This window comes from Rhodobacter capsulatus (assembly GCF_005144475.1).
Lineage (GTDB): Bacteria > Pseudomonadota > Alphaproteobacteria > Rhodobacterales > Rhodobacteraceae > Rhodobacter > Rhodobacter capsulatus_C.
Genome location: NZ_SWJZ01000008.1, coordinates 186,426 through 199,239 on the forward strand (window position 1 = coordinate 186,426; position 12,814 = coordinate 199,239).

Consider the following 12,814-nt stretch of genomic DNA (forward strand, 5'->3'; position numbering starts at 1 on the left):
GCATACATGACCCTGCCCAGACGCTATATTCCCTCGGTCTCGCTGCTTGCCGCCTTCGAGGCGGTCTGTCGTCTGGGCTCGACCGCCGCCGCGGCGCGGGAATTGTCGCTGACGCAGGGCGCGGTCAGCCGTCTGGTGCAGAACCTCGAAGGGCAATTGGGCGTGCAGCTCTTTCGGCGCGAGGGGCGGCGGCTGATGCCGACCGAGGCGGCGCAGGCCTATGCCCGCGACGTGCGCAAGGCGCTAGAGCTCATCGCACGGGCCTCGCTCGGTCTGCGCGCCAATCCGGGCGGGGGTGTCTTGAACCTGGCGATCCTGCCCACTTTCGGCACGCGCTGGCTGGCGCCGCGGCTGGCAAGCTTTCTGGCGGAAAATCCGGGGGTGACGCTGAACCTGGGCACGCGGCTGCGGCCCTTCGATTTCGCGACCGAGACCTTTGACGCCGCGATCCATTTCGGCACCCGGCCCTGGCCCGATGCCGAGCAGATGCTGCTGTTCGAAGAACGCATCCTTGCCGCTTGCTCTGCAGATTTCGCCCGCAGTCACCCGATGCAGACCCCCGCGGATTTGCTCGATCAGTCTCTGTTGCAGCTGGAATCGCGTCCGAATGCCTGGACGGCCTGGTTCGCCCATCACGGGCTGCAGGCGCCCGCCACCCGCGGGATCATGTTCGACCAGTTCGCGCCGATGATGCAGGCCGCCGCGCATGGCGTCGGCATCGCGCTTCTGCCCGAGTTCCTTGCGCTGCCGGAAATCGCCGAGGGACGGCTGATCCGCACCCCGGGCGAACCGGTCTCGGGCGTCGGCGCCTATTATCTGGTCTGGCCCGCGGGGGTCACGCCCTCGCCCGCGCTGGTGGCGTTCCGCGACTGGATCGGCCGCGCCGCAGCTCAGTAATCCTTCTCGAAAAAGACCCCGAGCGAGCTGTCCCCCGCCGAACCGACCGAGGCCTTGGCGGTGATCTGCTTCGTGATGTCAAGGTTCAGCGTCACCTCGGCCTGACCGGAACTGTCCACCGACACGTCGGAATAGACGTTCTTCGCCAGATACTTGCCCGCTTTCACCGTGGCATTGCCGCTGTCATCGGTGCCGACATCGAGATCATCAAGCCCAAAGCCCTGCCGCAGCTTCGACACGATCCCGTCGCCGCCCTTGCCCGCCAGCGTCGCCACCGCCGAGGCCAGCTGCGCCGCCTGCAGCGGCGAAAGCGTCGTCAGCCCCTTGTTGAACAAAAGCCGGGCCAGAACCTCTTCCTCGGGCAGATCGGGCGCCGAGGAGATGGTCAGATTGGGCTCGGTCGCCGCGCCCTCCAGCGTCAGGGAAATGTCCAGATCCTCCTGCGAGGTGGTCGCCTTGAACATCACCCAGGGCACCAGCGCGCCTTGCAACGCCACCTGCCCCTCGGTCAGATCGAAGCGCTTGCCCAGCACGTCCAGCCGACCGCGGATCAGGCTGAACTGACCGACCGGAACGATGTTCGCCGTCGTGCCGGTGACCCGCAGCTGCCCGCCCAGCTCCGCATCCAGCCCGCGACCGCGCACGAAGATCTGTTGCGGCGCGGACACCGAGACATCGAGCGCAATCGACCTGCCGCCGCCCTTCGCCGCCTTGGCAGTCTCGATCAGCCCCGCGCGCAGCCGCGTCTGATGCACGCTGCCGGGTTCGTGCTGATGCGTGATCGCCGGGATCGACCCGGCGCCGCCCAGCCCGCCCGCGGGGATCCGCAGCTCGGTTTCGTCAAGCGTCAGCGCGCCGCCGATCCGCAGCGCGCCGGTCAGCCCGCCATTGATCGCCAGCTTGCCACTGACGCGGGTGTCGTAAAGCTCTGGGTCGCGCAGCCGGGCGCGGTCCAGAACCAGCGCCAGCTTCGCCGGGAAGGGCCCGGTCAGACCCACCGGCCCCGACAGCGAGAGCCCGCCGCCGCCTGCGAAACTGGCCTGACCCGAGAGCTGCGCCGTGCCATTGGCCAGTTTCGCCTGCAGATCCACATCGCTCAGCGCCTGCCCGAGGGTCGGGGCCGCCACGCGCAGGTTCGACCCCATGACCTGCCCGGACAGCGCCGAAAGCCCCGGCGCCCCCTTCACGGCCAGATCGAAGGTCAGCGGCCCCTGCACCGATTGCGGCTCAAGGAAACTGTTCGCCAGCGCCGTCTCGGCCCGGCCCGAAATCGCCAGATCGACAGAGGACGCATCGGCAGCCATCGTGCCCTTGACGGTCGCCTGCGTGCCGCCCGGCCCGGTGCCGCGCAGATCCAGCCCGTAGCGGGCGCCGTGATCGGTCAGACTGCCCGAAATCGCCAGCGGCCCGGGAAATCCGGGCGCCAGCAGCGCGACATTCGAGAGTTTGGTGGACAGATCGAAGACCTTCGGCTGATCCTTGCGCGGTTTGGCCGAGGCCGAAAGCTGCGGCGTCGAGAGGTTCAGATCGGCCAGATGGAAGGTGCCCTCGTCTTGCCGGAGGCTCAGCGCAAAACGGCTCTGTCCCGCCAGAATCCGGTTCAGGGTCGGCTGCGGCAGGGCCATGTTCCGCCCCGTCCCGCTGACCGAGATCCGCCGCGCATTGAGCGGCCCGGTCAGCGTCGCATCGACCGCCACCGCGCCGCCGTAACCGGCGCCAAGACGCCCGAGGTTGGGCGCCTGAAGCCGGGCCGAGAGCGTGCTTTCGCTGCTGCTGATCCTCCCCGAAGCGTGCAGCGACGCCCCCCCGGCATCGGCCGCAAGCTGGCGCAGGGTCAGGCCCGTGTCATCGCGCGCCGCCGAAAGAAGGATCTTCGCCTGCCCCGCCAAAAGCGCATCGGCCTGCGCCTGATCAAGGTGCAGATCGGTCGCGTCAAGATCGACCTCGGCGTCGAAAGCGCCGCTGGAAAGCACATAGCGCCCCTGAAGATCCGCCGAAACAGTGCCGGAAAGGGCGCGGCCCGCCAGCGCGGAGAGGCTTGCCAGCTTGCGGTGATCCGCCTCGAGATGACCCGAAATCGCCAGATCCTCGCCCAGCGCGAAGCGGCCGCGGGCGGTGAAATCGCGGCTGCCCAGGGTCAGACGGGGCACGGTCAGGGGGTGTCCCTTTTGCCAGAAGAACTGCAGCTTGCCCGAGGCAAAGGGGCCCAGCGCCTCGGCCAGTGCCTTGTCTGCGGGGGCGATTCCGGTCGCGATCAAGTTCAACGCCCCGCCCACCGTCTGCGGCCCGATCCGGCCAGACCCGGACAGGCTGAGCCGGTCGAGCAGGTCGGCGCCGCGCGCAAGTCCGGTCAGGTCGGAGACCAGGCTCCAGCCCTCGCCCGTCGCACGGTCGTAGCGCAGCTTCACCTCACCGCCGCGCAGGCTGACGGGGGCGCCGGACAGCGGCAAGACCACGGGTTCACCGGTCTCAAGCCCCAGCTTTGCCGTCAGATCGAAGCGATCGGGCAGGCCGTCGGGGCGCAGATCAAGCCCGCCCGACAGGCTGACCGCCCGCCCGCGCAAATCAAGCTGGCGCAGCCGCAACATCCCGGTGGTGCTGCGTTCGCCCAGAAAATCCAGCCGCGTCTCGGGCCCGAAGAAGCCGCGATAGGCCTCGGGCAGCAGCGCCGCGACATCGCCGCCAAGGCTGGCCGCCACCGTGCGGGCACCATTCTTGCCGCCCAGCGCCACCGTGCCAGTGATCCGCGACACGCCCGCGGTGCCCAGAAGCACATCGGCCTTGAAATCCTCCAGACTGCCCAGCCCGCTCATCGACAGCGTCAGCGACGGCCGCCCCGGCAGGCCGATCAGCCCCGAGGCGATGCCGTCCTGCGCCTCGGTCAGAAGCATGTCCAGAAGCAGCGCCCGGCTGTCTTCGACATAGCTTGCCCGCAGCGCAAAGCGCCCCTTCGGCCCGTCGGTGCGGGTTGCGGTCAGGTCGGTTTCGCCGTCCCCGCCCGACAGCCGCAGCGATCCTTCCAGCTGAAATTCGGCTGCCTGCCCCAGAACGGGCGCGCCAAGACTCAGCTTTTCCGCCTTCACAGAGCCGATTTCGACCGCGACCGGCAGCTTTGGCAGGGAAAACGGCTTCGCCTCGGGCGGGGTTTCCTGCGGCGGTGCCACCGGCAGGCGCGGCAGCTCGATCTCGGAGGCCGAGAGTTCCTCGACCGAGATCTTGCCCAGAAGCAGCGCCGCCCGGTCCCATGTCACGGCGCCATTGCGCAGCGTCAGCCAGACCCCCTGATCATCGGCGATCGTCAGCGTGTCGAAACTGGCCCGCGAGGACAGCGCCCCGCGGAAACCTTCCAGCCGGATCTCGCGCCCGGTGCCGGACAGATTGTCCTCGATCAGCCCGGTCAGATAGGACCGGTCCCGTTCGGTCTGGGCCGGGTCCGCCTCCTGCGCCAGGGCGGGAAGCGGCAGCAGAAGAAGAAAGACAACCAGCCACCGCATCAGAATGCCTGCCCTATGCCAAGATAGAGTTGCGGGCCGTCGCCCGTGGTGCCATCGACCGGGGCGGCGACATCCAGCCGGATCGGGCCGATCGGGGTTCTGTAGCGCAGCCCAAGGCCCGCGCCGGAATGCCAGTCGCCGCCCGCGCCGAAGAAGTCCGAGGCGCTGATGTAGCCCGCGTCATAAAAGGCCACGACGCCGATCTTTTCGGTGACGCCGGCGCGCACCTCGGCCGAAAGCCCGACAAAGCGGGTGCCGCCGGTGTGCAGCGTGCCGCCCTGCAGTTCCTTGACGCCCAGCGCCTGATAAGGTTGCCCGCGCACGGTGCCGCCGCCGCCGGAATAGAACAGGTAATCCCGCGGCGTTTCGGCCAGATCAGAGCCGAAAACGCCGCCGATCTGCGCCCGTCCGGCCAGCACGAAGCGGTCATTGGCGCCAAAGCCGCGATAGGCGCGGAAATCGCCCTGCAGCCGCGCCCCGGATCCGGTGGTGCCGAGCCCGTAAAACGGCATCAGATCCAGCTTCGCATAAGTGCCGCGCGTCGCATCGGCGGGCAGATTGCGGTGTTCCCAGGTCGCGGACATCGGGAAGGTCATCTGCCGATAGATCAGCTCGCCTGCGCCATCCTCGATCTTCGCCCATTCATAGCCGATCCCGGCCTCGGCCGAGAGTTTCGCGCTGAAGATATGGCTGAGCCCGAAGCTGAGCCCGTAGCCGCTCAAGGTGTAATCGTCTTCATGGGCGCGGGCGATTTCGGTTTTCAGAAAGGCGGCGGTGTCCGGCGAGAAAGTGGCGGGCCGGTCCAGCCGGGCGCCGAAACTGTAATCGGTGCCGCCGCTGCCGACCCCCACGCCCGAGACCTCGGCATCCAGGCGCAGCTTTTCGCCGCCGCCCATCAGATTGCGGTGCAGCCAATAGCCCGAGAGCTTGCCGCCATCCGAGGTCGAGACCTCGGCGCCAAAGCCGAGACGGCGCAGTTTCGCCTCGACCACGGTCAGCTCGCCGTCCAAAAGCCGCCCGTCGCGCAGGGTGTCGGCTTCGGTCAGTGTCACCGCGCTGAAGATGCCGGTGCGGCGCAGTCGGTTGCGGACCTCCTCGAGCGCTTCGGGCGAGAAGACCTCGCCCGAGGGAAACCCGGCGATCTTCGCAAGACGGGCGCTGCGCAGCCGCTCGTTGCCGGTCATCTGCAGCGTGCCGAACCAGGTCTGCGGGCCGGGATCCAGCGCGATATCGGCCGCCAGCTCCTGATTGCGGTGATCGGCGGTGATCGTTTGCCGCGCCACCGCGGCCTTGGCATGGCCCGCGTCGCGCCAGGCCGAAACGCCGTTTCCGGCGGCGGCAACGATGGTCGAGGACCGCGCCACCTCGGTCGCGCGAAAGCTGGGCGGCACCCGCGTCGCCGGGGCGAGCGGACCGATCGCGGCGCGGGAAAACCGGAACACCGGACCCGGATCGACCCGGATTTCGACCTTGCCGATGCGCTCGGGCGCATCCATCGGCGCGATATTCGCCGCCTCGCGCCCGTCGATCAGGATCGAGACCGCGCCGCCATAGCGGCCCTCGTCGTAAAGCGCGGCCAGCAGACGGGCGTAATCGGCCCGCGCCGCGCCGAACAGATCCTGCGCGTCGGCCTCCTTGTTGCCTGCCGCCTCGCGCGACAGCGACACCTGGGCCAGCGCCTTCGACAACGCCGCATCGGGCGCCGAGAGCTGCAGCCGGAATTCCGTTTCGGCCGACGCCATGCCGGCGCAGGCAGCGACAAGAACGATCACGCTTGCGGACAGACGCGCAGACACCACAACCCCCCGGTCAATACAGCGTGAATGATGCAGCTTTGCGCGCGGATTGCCAGAGCCAGCTTTGCCGGGCGGTGGGTTTTTGCCGTTTTCCGCAGTCGCGCCCGTCAGCCGCGCAGGATTGATCCGAAAATCCGGTCAAGATGGCTCGACAGATAGATGTTGAGCCATTTCGAGAACCGTTCGGGATGCCGACCGGCCTCGGCCGCCAGATCATAAAGGCCGATCCAGCGCACCTCGGCCACTTCGCGGGGATCGGGCGCGATCCGCATATGCGGTTTGGCATAGGCCAGATAGATGTCGACCACCTCATGTTCGATCATGCCGCCGCCGACATCGGCGCGATATTCCAGCCGGTCGGCATGGGCGGGATAAAGCCCGGTGATCCCCAGCTCCTCGCGCAGCCGCCGCACGGCGCATTCCTCGGGGCGTTCCGTCCAGCCCGGATGGGTGCAGCAGGTGTTCGCCCAAAGCCCCGGAGAATGATATTTCTCCTCAGAGCGGCGCTGGATCAGCACGTTTTCGCCATCCATGACGAAAACAGACACCGCCTTGTGGCGGAGCCCTTTCAAATGCACCTCCAACTTGTCCACCGGAGCCAGTCTGTCACCAACCCAGGCGGGTATAAGCTCACTCATGTGACCGACCCGAAAGCAAAAGCCATCGCATTTTGAATGCGATGGCTTGCAGTGTCAGCGGGTCACCTTGTCCCTGAGGCAGGTTGACGCGCCGAAAATATCAACCTTGGGTTGATCAGTTCACCAGCGCTTCACTTGCCTTTTGCGCCTCGGCGCGGCGGGCAAGCTCGGCCCGATAGAGCGCGACGAAATCGACCGGATCGAGGTTGAACGGCGGGAAGCCGCCATCGCGCGTCACATCCGAGACAATACGCCGCACATAGGGGAAAAGCTGGCGCGGGCATTCGATCAGCAGGAAGGGATGCATCTGATCCTCGGGCACGCCCTCGATGTGGAAGATGCCGCCGTAATCGAGCTCCAGCAGGTAAAGCGCCGAATTCGTCGCCTTGTTGGTCGAGGTGATCTTGAATTTGGTGATCACCTCATACTGGTGCTCGGCCGGGCGCTTGCGGGCGTCGAGGCTGACCTGCACCTGCATTTCCGGCTGCACTTCCGGGCTTTGCAGCCCGTTCAGCGCCACCGCGTTCTCGAACGACATGTCCCGCACGAATTGCGCAAGGATGCTCATTTTCATCTGCGGCTGGGCCGCCTCATTCGTGGCTTCGGTCATGGGTCACTCCAGGATATCTGCGATCTTCTAGCATTCCGGGACCCGTGTCTCAATGGCGTGTCCAGCCCGAATTCCCCTTGATCGACGGGTTTTTCGGGTCGATTTCCTGAAAGTCGCCGTCGATCACCTGCCCCGGATCGGCGCCTGGCCGGGGCGGTTGCGACACCGTGCCGAAGCCCTGGCCGAAGCCCTGCACCACCACGCGTTTCGACAGCCGCGCGATCAGCAGCCTGCGCACCGGCGGCACGAGCAAGAGCAGCCCGAAAACATCGGTCAGCAGCCCGGGCAGAATCAGCAGGCCCCCGGCCACGAGGATCAGCGCCTCCTCGGCCAGCGGCACGGCCGGGTTGCCGATCCCCGCCATCGCCTGCCGCAACCCGGCCTGCGCCCGGTCGCCCTGCGCGCGCAGCACGGCGATGCCCAGCGCCGCCGTGGCCAGAACCAGTCCCAGCGTCGGCCACAGACCCAGCCGTCCGCCGATCTCGACGAAAAGGCCGATCTCGATCAGCGGCCAGGCCATCAGCAGGATAAAAAACCACATTGTTACCTCCGAAGGTGGGACAAGGGCGTCGGTGGACTTGAACAAAGCGCTCCCTTACATAAGTGGGAGAAGCACACGTTCCAATCGTCAACATCGCCGCGGAAAAGCCCATGAGCCCAGCACTGTTCCAGTTGATCGTTCTTGCCGCTATCGCGATCTTCCTGATCTTGAAGCTCAAGAGCGTTCTGGGCACCCGCGACGGCTACGAAGACGAGCCGACGCCGATCGAACCTCCGGGGCCGCGCGGTCCCGACCGGTTCGAGGTGATCGAGGGCGGTCCCGATCATGACATCATCGACCATGTGCCCGAGGGCTCGGATGCCGCGGTGGCGCTGGCGCAGATGAAGCGGATCGAAGCGGCGTTCAATGTCGGCGCCTTCCTGCAGGGGTCGAAAGTGGCCTACGAGATGATCCTGATGGCCTTCGAGCGCGGCGATCTCTCGCCGGTGCGGCGGTTCCTGGCGCCCGAGGTTCTGGACGCCTTCGAGACCGCGGTGGCGGATCGGCAACGGCAGGGCCTGACGGTCGAGGCGAATTTCCTTGGCCTGCGCGAATTGACGCTGACCGATGCCAGCTTTGACGCTGCCTCGCGCGAGGCGGAGGTGACGGTGCGGTTCGGCGGCGAGCTGATCTCGGTGGCGCGCGATGCGCAGGGTGCGGTGGTCGAAGGCGATCCGAAGACCCCGCGCAAGCAGCGCGACAGCTGGACCTTTGCGCGCGTCATGGGCAGTTCCGATCCGAACTGGCAGCTTGTCGCCACGGGCGGCTGAGCCAGGATGCGACGGCGGCGGCTGCTTTCGGCGGAAGATCGCGATCTTTGGGAAAAGGTTGCCGCAACGACGCAGGCGATGCATCGTCACGCGCCGATTTCGGCCGGGACAGAGCCTGATCCGGCGCATGCCCCCCACCACCCGCCGAAGAAGCCCCGCTTCGAGATGAAAGATTTCCGCATCGGCCAGCAGGCCCCCGATCTGGGCTGGCGACTGGATCTGGCGCCGTCGATTTCGGACCAGCTGCACCGCCAGCCGATCGTGATGGACCGCAAGACCCACCGCGAGATGAGTCGCGGCAAGCTGGAGCCTGAGGCGCGGATCGACCTGCACGGCATGACGCTGACCCAGGCGCATCCCGAACTGACGCATTTTCTGCTCTCGGCGCAGGATCGCGGCTGCCGTCTGGCGCTGGTGATCACCGGCAAGGGCAAGCGCGGCGCGGATGACGGGCCGATTCCGCAACGGCAGGGCGTGCTGCGCCATCAGGTGCCGCAATGGCTGCGCCTGCCGCCGCTCGGCGCGGTGGTGATGCAGGTGACCGAGGCGCATCTGAAACACGGTGGCTCCGGCGCCTATTACGTCTATCTGCGGCGGATGCGTTAATTCCCGCCGCCCAGCGCGGTGATCGGCGACAGCACGATCCGCGTCGCCTCCTGCACTGTCAGCACCACCCCGGTTGCCAGATTGCCCTTGCCGGTCTGTTCGCCTTCCAGCATCTTCGCCAGCTGCCCGGTGCGGCCCAGCATGCGGATCAGCGCGGGGTTGTTGGCCACGTTGAAATGGCCGTCCGCCGTCGAAAACGCCCCGGTGTCGATCATCGTCACCTTCAGATCGGCCACCCGGCTGATATCTTGCAACGTGCCCAGCCGGTCACGTTCCCCCGCGATCTTCGACGACAGCCGCAGCGCCTTGTCCTTGCGCGAGGTGAAGATGACGAAGGGCTGCGGCAGGGTCCCGATGGTGCGGGCCTGTTCGCGGAACATGTCGACATCGATGTCGGGCGAGATCAGCAGAACCCCGGCCAGATGCGAAAACGTCTCTGTTTCGCCAGAAAGCGCGATGTCGCGCAGGGTTTCCATCGTCACCGAAGAGCCCATCGAATGCCCGACAAGCAAAATCCGCTTCGCCCCGGCCCGTTCCAGCTCGCGCAGGGTCTGGCGCAGGCCGTCGCGGGCGAAAATCGCGGAATCGCGGTCATAGGCATAGCCCAGCACATGCCCGCGCGAGGGCCAGGCGTAATAGACGAGCGTCCTTGGCAGGTCGAAATCGACACCCATCTGCGCCAGCCGATACAGCCCCTCGGCAAAGGTGTTGTTGAAGCCGTGCACGAAGACCACCGCCTCGCCGCCGCTGGCCTTCAGGCTTTGCCGCAGCTCGGCCTGAAACGCCGCCGGATCGGGGTAGTTTTTCGACCCCGCCAGCAGGAAATCCTTTTGCGGGTCGGTCCTGCGGCCTTCAAGCGGATAGTGCAGCTGGCCGGTGCGGCGGTCGGGCGGCACCGACACGACGAACCGCGCCCGTTGCAGGGTCTCGCTGCGGGTGATGCCGAATTCCGCCCCGGTTTCGGGATCCAGTCCCCGGGTCGATCCGACGAACACCGGCCGGACATGGGCGCTTGGCTCAGGCGTATAGGCAAGCTCTCCGCGCGGGGCGCAGCTGACCAGGGCGACGAGGGCGGCAATGACAAGAACACGCATCTGCATGTCGGGGAGGATAACACATGCCCCCCCGATCGCCAGAGGTCACAAGACGTACCGGCTCAGATCGGCCGATTGCGCCAGACTGCCCAGATGCCGCTCGACGAAAGCCGCATCCACCACCACCTGATCGCCGGAACGATCCGGCGCGGTGAAGGACAGTTCCTCGAACACCCGCTCCATCACCGTGTAAAGCCGCCGCGCGCCGATATTTTCGACCGAGCGGTTCACCTCGGCGGCGATCCGGGCCAAGGCCGCGATGCCGTCGGGGGTGAAGCTCACGGTGACCTCCTCGGTCGCCATCAGCGCGGTGTATTGGCGCGTCAGCGCATTGTCGGTCTCGGTCAGGATGCGGACGAAATCCTCCTCGGTCAGCGGCCGCAATTCGACCCGGATCGGCAGACGCCCCTGCAATTCCGGCAAAAGATCCGAGGGCTTGGCGATATGGAACGCCCCCGAGGCGATGAACAGGATGTGATCGGTCTTCACCGGCCCGTATTTCGTCGAGACCGTCGTGCCCTCGATCAGCGGCAGCAGATCGCGCTGCACGCCTTCGCGGCTGACATCGGCACCGCGGGTTTCAGCCCGGGCGGCGACCTTGTCGATTTCGTCCAGAAACACGATGCCGGACTGGCTGACCGCCTCAAGCGCGGCGGTCTTCACCGCCTCGTCATCCAGAAGCTTGTCGGCTTCCTCGGAAATCAGCACCTCGTAGCTTTCCGAAACACTCATCTTGCGCCGGGTCTTGCGGGCGCCGCCAAAGGCCTTGAACAGATCCTGCAGCCCCTGCATCTGCAGTTCCATGCCGGGATTGCCCGTCATCATCTGCGGCGCCGAAGCAGTCTCGGCCACCTCGATCTCGATCTGCTTGTCGTCCAGCTCGCCATCGCGCAGCTTGCGGCGGAACATCTCGCGCGTCTGTTCGCGGGCATCGGTCCCGGCCAGAACCTCGATCACCCGATCCTCGGCGGCCTTGTGGGCGCGGGCCTTGACCTCCTCGCGCATGCGTTCGCGGGTTTCGACCATCGCAACGTCCACAAGATCGCGGATGATCTGTTCCACGTCGCGACCGACATAGCCCACTTCGGTGAATTTCGTCGCCTCGACCTTGAGGAACGGGGCTTTTGCGAGCTTGGCAAGCCGTCGGCTGATCTCGGTCTTGCCGACGCCGGTCGGCCCGATCATCAGGATGTTCTTCGGGTAAACCTCTTCGCGCATCTCGGCCGACAGGCGGTGCCGCCGCCAGCGGTTGCGCAGGGCCACGGCGACGGCGCGTTTCGCCTCGGCCTGGCCGATGATGAAGCGGTCGAGTTCCGACACGATCTCGCGCGGGGTAAGGCTCGTCATTTCGAGATGCTCTCCACGGTCAGGTTGCCGTTGGTGTAAACGCAGATATCGGCGGCAATCGCCATCGCCTTGCGGGCGATCGCTTCCGCATCAAGGTCGGTGTCCATCAGCGCCCGCGCGGCGGCCAAGGCATAGTTCCCGCCCGAGCCGATCGCCGTCACGTCATGTTCGGGTTCCAGCACATCGCCCGCCCCGGTGATGACGTAAAGATCGGCGCCATCGGTGACGATCAGCATCGCTTCCAGATTGCGCAGGTATTTGTCCATGCGCCAGTCTTTCGCCAGCTCGACACAGGCGCGGGCCAATTGCCCGGGCGCGGCTTCCAGCTTTTTCTCCAGCCGTTCCAGCAGGGTAAAGGCATCCGCCGTCGATCCGGCAAAGCCCGCCACAACCTCGCGCCCGCCCGGGGAAAGCCGTCGCACCTTGCGCGCCGTTCCCTTGATCACGGTCTGACCAAGGCTCACCTGCCCATCGCCCGCCACCACCACGCGCCCGCCCTTGCGCACGCCGATGATCGTCGTGCCATGCCAGCCGGGAAATTTCTCGTCGGTCATCTTGCCCTCCGTTTGCGCAGATATGTGCGGGGAGCGCACGGCTTGCAAGATGACGCAATGCGCGCATGCAAAAGGGCGCCCGAAGGCGCCCCGAAGTCGATGGTGCAGCGATCAGAGCGAGGCTTCGATCCAGGCCTGCAGCGCGGCTTTCGGCGCGGCACCGACCTTGTTCGAAACGACCTGACCGTCCTTGAACAGGAACAGCGCCGGAATGCCGCGCACGCCCAGCGCCGCCGGGCTGTCGGGGTTTTCGTCGACATTGACCTTGACGATCTTCACCTTGCCGGCAAGCTCGGTCGACAGATCTTCCAGCGACGGGCCGATCATCTTGCAGGGGCCACACCATTCCGCCCAGAAATCGACGACGACGGGCAGGTCGGATTGGCGCACTTCGGCGTCAAAGGTGGCATCGGTGACGGCGACGGTAGCCATGGGATTCTCCAGATTGAGGGTTGGGGGAAGCTAGG

The 12,814-nt window shown here is 66.5% G+C and carries 12 protein-coding genes; 3 read left to right on the forward strand and 9 right to left on the reverse strand.

The features are described from left to right. Positions 1-6 precede the first annotated feature (6 nt). Positions 7-897 carry a LysR family transcriptional regulator gene (locus FBT96_RS02120; protein WP_136904740.1) on the forward strand — a complete coding sequence of 297 codons (891 nt, stop codon included), beginning with the start codon at positions 7-9 and terminating at the stop codon, positions 895-897. On the opposite strand, the gene FBT96_RS02125 is transcribed toward FBT96_RS02120, so the two are convergent. The 5 genes from FBT96_RS02125 to FBT96_RS02145 form a co-directional block, all read right to left on the reverse strand. Continuing rightward, complete coding sequence (locus FBT96_RS02125; RefSeq protein ID WP_136904741.1) at positions 891-4,391, reverse strand: translocation/assembly module TamB domain-containing protein; 3,501 nt, start codon at positions 4,389-4,391, stop codon at positions 891-893. The two genes, FBT96_RS02120 and FBT96_RS02125, sit on opposite strands and share 7 nt — an antisense overlap. Then, on the reverse strand, positions 4,391-6,187 hold the full coding sequence (locus tag FBT96_RS02130) for an autotransporter assembly complex protein TamA (protein ID WP_249306197.1): 1,797 nt from the start codon (positions 6,185-6,187) through the stop codon (positions 4,391-4,393). The genes FBT96_RS02125 and FBT96_RS02130 overlap by 1 nt, the downstream gene beginning before the upstream one ends. Positions 6,188-6,294: 107 nt before the next feature. After that, a complete protein-coding gene (locus tag FBT96_RS02135; protein ID WP_136904743.1) occupies positions 6,295-6,825 on the reverse strand; it encodes an isopentenyl-diphosphate Delta-isomerase in 531 nt (176 codons plus the stop codon). 115 nt (positions 6,826-6,940) lie between these two features. After that, positions 6,941-7,435 carry a protein-export chaperone SecB gene (gene secB, locus FBT96_RS02140; protein WP_136904744.1) on the reverse strand — a complete coding sequence of 165 codons (495 nt, stop codon included), beginning with the start codon at positions 7,433-7,435 and terminating at the stop codon, positions 6,941-6,943. 49 nt (positions 7,436-7,484) lie between these two features. Beyond that, positions 7,485-7,976 carry an FxsA family protein gene (locus FBT96_RS02145; protein WP_136904745.1) on the reverse strand — a complete coding sequence of 164 codons (492 nt, stop codon included), beginning with the start codon at positions 7,974-7,976 and terminating at the stop codon, positions 7,485-7,487. 110 nt (positions 7,977-8,086) lie between these two features. Between FBT96_RS02145 and FBT96_RS02150 the strand changes: the two genes are divergently transcribed. Together FBT96_RS02150 and FBT96_RS02155 are read left to right on the forward strand one after the other, a co-directional pair. Continuing rightward, positions 8,087-8,746 carry a Tim44/TimA family putative adaptor protein gene (locus FBT96_RS02150; protein ID WP_136904746.1) on the forward strand — a complete coding sequence of 220 codons (660 nt, stop codon included), beginning with the start codon at positions 8,087-8,089 and terminating at the stop codon, positions 8,744-8,746. Positions 8,747-8,752: 6 nt separating this feature from the next. Beyond that, a complete protein-coding gene (locus FBT96_RS02155) occupies positions 8,753-9,352 on the forward strand; it encodes a Smr/MutS family protein (RefSeq protein ID WP_136904747.1) in 600 nt (199 codons plus the stop codon). On the opposite strand, the gene FBT96_RS02160 is transcribed toward FBT96_RS02155, so the two are convergent. From FBT96_RS02160 to trxA, 4 genes are all read right to left on the reverse strand, one after another. Further along, positions 9,349-10,446 (reverse strand): alpha/beta hydrolase, encoded by a 1,098-nt coding sequence (locus tag FBT96_RS02160; RefSeq protein ID WP_169583126.1) that lies wholly within the window; start codon positions 10,444-10,446, stop codon positions 9,349-9,351. The genes FBT96_RS02155 and FBT96_RS02160 overlap by 4 nt on opposite strands. A gap of 45 nt (positions 10,447-10,491) precedes the next feature. After that, on the reverse strand, positions 10,492-11,793 hold the full coding sequence (hslU, locus tag FBT96_RS02165) for an ATP-dependent protease ATPase subunit HslU (RefSeq protein ID WP_136904749.1): 1,302 nt from the start codon (positions 11,791-11,793) through the stop codon (positions 10,492-10,494). Beyond that, entirely contained in the window at positions 11,790-12,347 is a 558-nt protein-coding gene (gene hslV, locus FBT96_RS02170; protein ID WP_136904750.1) for an ATP-dependent protease subunit HslV, read from the reverse strand. Before hslV ends, hslU begins: the two co-directional genes overlap by 4 nt. A gap of 111 nt (positions 12,348-12,458) precedes the next feature. After that, positions 12,459-12,779: a thioredoxin gene (gene trxA, locus FBT96_RS02175; RefSeq protein ID WP_013065783.1), complete on the reverse strand. Its 321-nt coding sequence runs from the start codon at positions 12,777-12,779 to the stop codon at positions 12,459-12,461. Positions 12,780-12,814: the final 35 nt, after the last annotated feature.

Excerpts from the sequence above, each read along its gene's own strand:
- FBT96_RS02120 (WP_136904740.1), top strand. The coding sequence starts at position 7 with ATGACCCTGCCCAGACGCTATATTCCCTCGGTCTCGCTGCTTGCCGCC.
- FBT96_RS02125 (WP_136904741.1), bottom strand. The coding sequence starts at position 4,391 with ATGCGGTGGCTGGTTGTCTTTCTTCTTCTGCTGCCGCTTCCCGCCCTG.
- FBT96_RS02135 (WP_136904743.1), bottom strand. The coding sequence starts at position 6,825 with ATGAGTGAGCTTATACCCGCCTGGGTTGGTGACAGACTGGCTCCGGTG.
- secB (WP_136904744.1), bottom strand. The coding sequence starts at position 7,435 with ATGACCGAAGCCACGAATGAGGCGGCCCAGCCGCAGATGAAAATGAGC.
- FBT96_RS02145 (WP_136904745.1), bottom strand. The coding sequence starts at position 7,976 with ATGTGGTTTTTTATCCTGCTGATGGCCTGGCCGCTGATCGAGATCGGC.
- FBT96_RS02150 (WP_136904746.1), top strand. The coding sequence starts at position 8,087 with ATGAGCCCAGCACTGTTCCAGTTGATCGTTCTTGCCGCTATCGCGATC.
- FBT96_RS02155 (WP_136904747.1), top strand. The coding sequence starts at position 8,753 with ATGCGACGGCGGCGGCTGCTTTCGGCGGAAGATCGCGATCTTTGGGAA.
- FBT96_RS02160 (WP_169583126.1), bottom strand. The coding sequence starts at position 10,446 with ATGCGTGTTCTTGTCATTGCCGCCCTCGTCGCCCTGGTCAGCTGCGCC.
- hslU (WP_136904749.1), bottom strand. The coding sequence starts at position 11,793 with ATGACGAGCCTTACCCCGCGCGAGATCGTGTCGGAACTCGACCGCTTC.
- hslV (WP_136904750.1), bottom strand. The coding sequence starts at position 12,347 with ATGACCGACGAGAAATTTCCCGGCTGGCATGGCACGACGATCATCGGC.
- trxA (WP_013065783.1), bottom strand. The coding sequence starts at position 12,779 with ATGGCTACCGTCGCCGTCACCGATGCCACCTTTGACGCCGAAGTGCGC.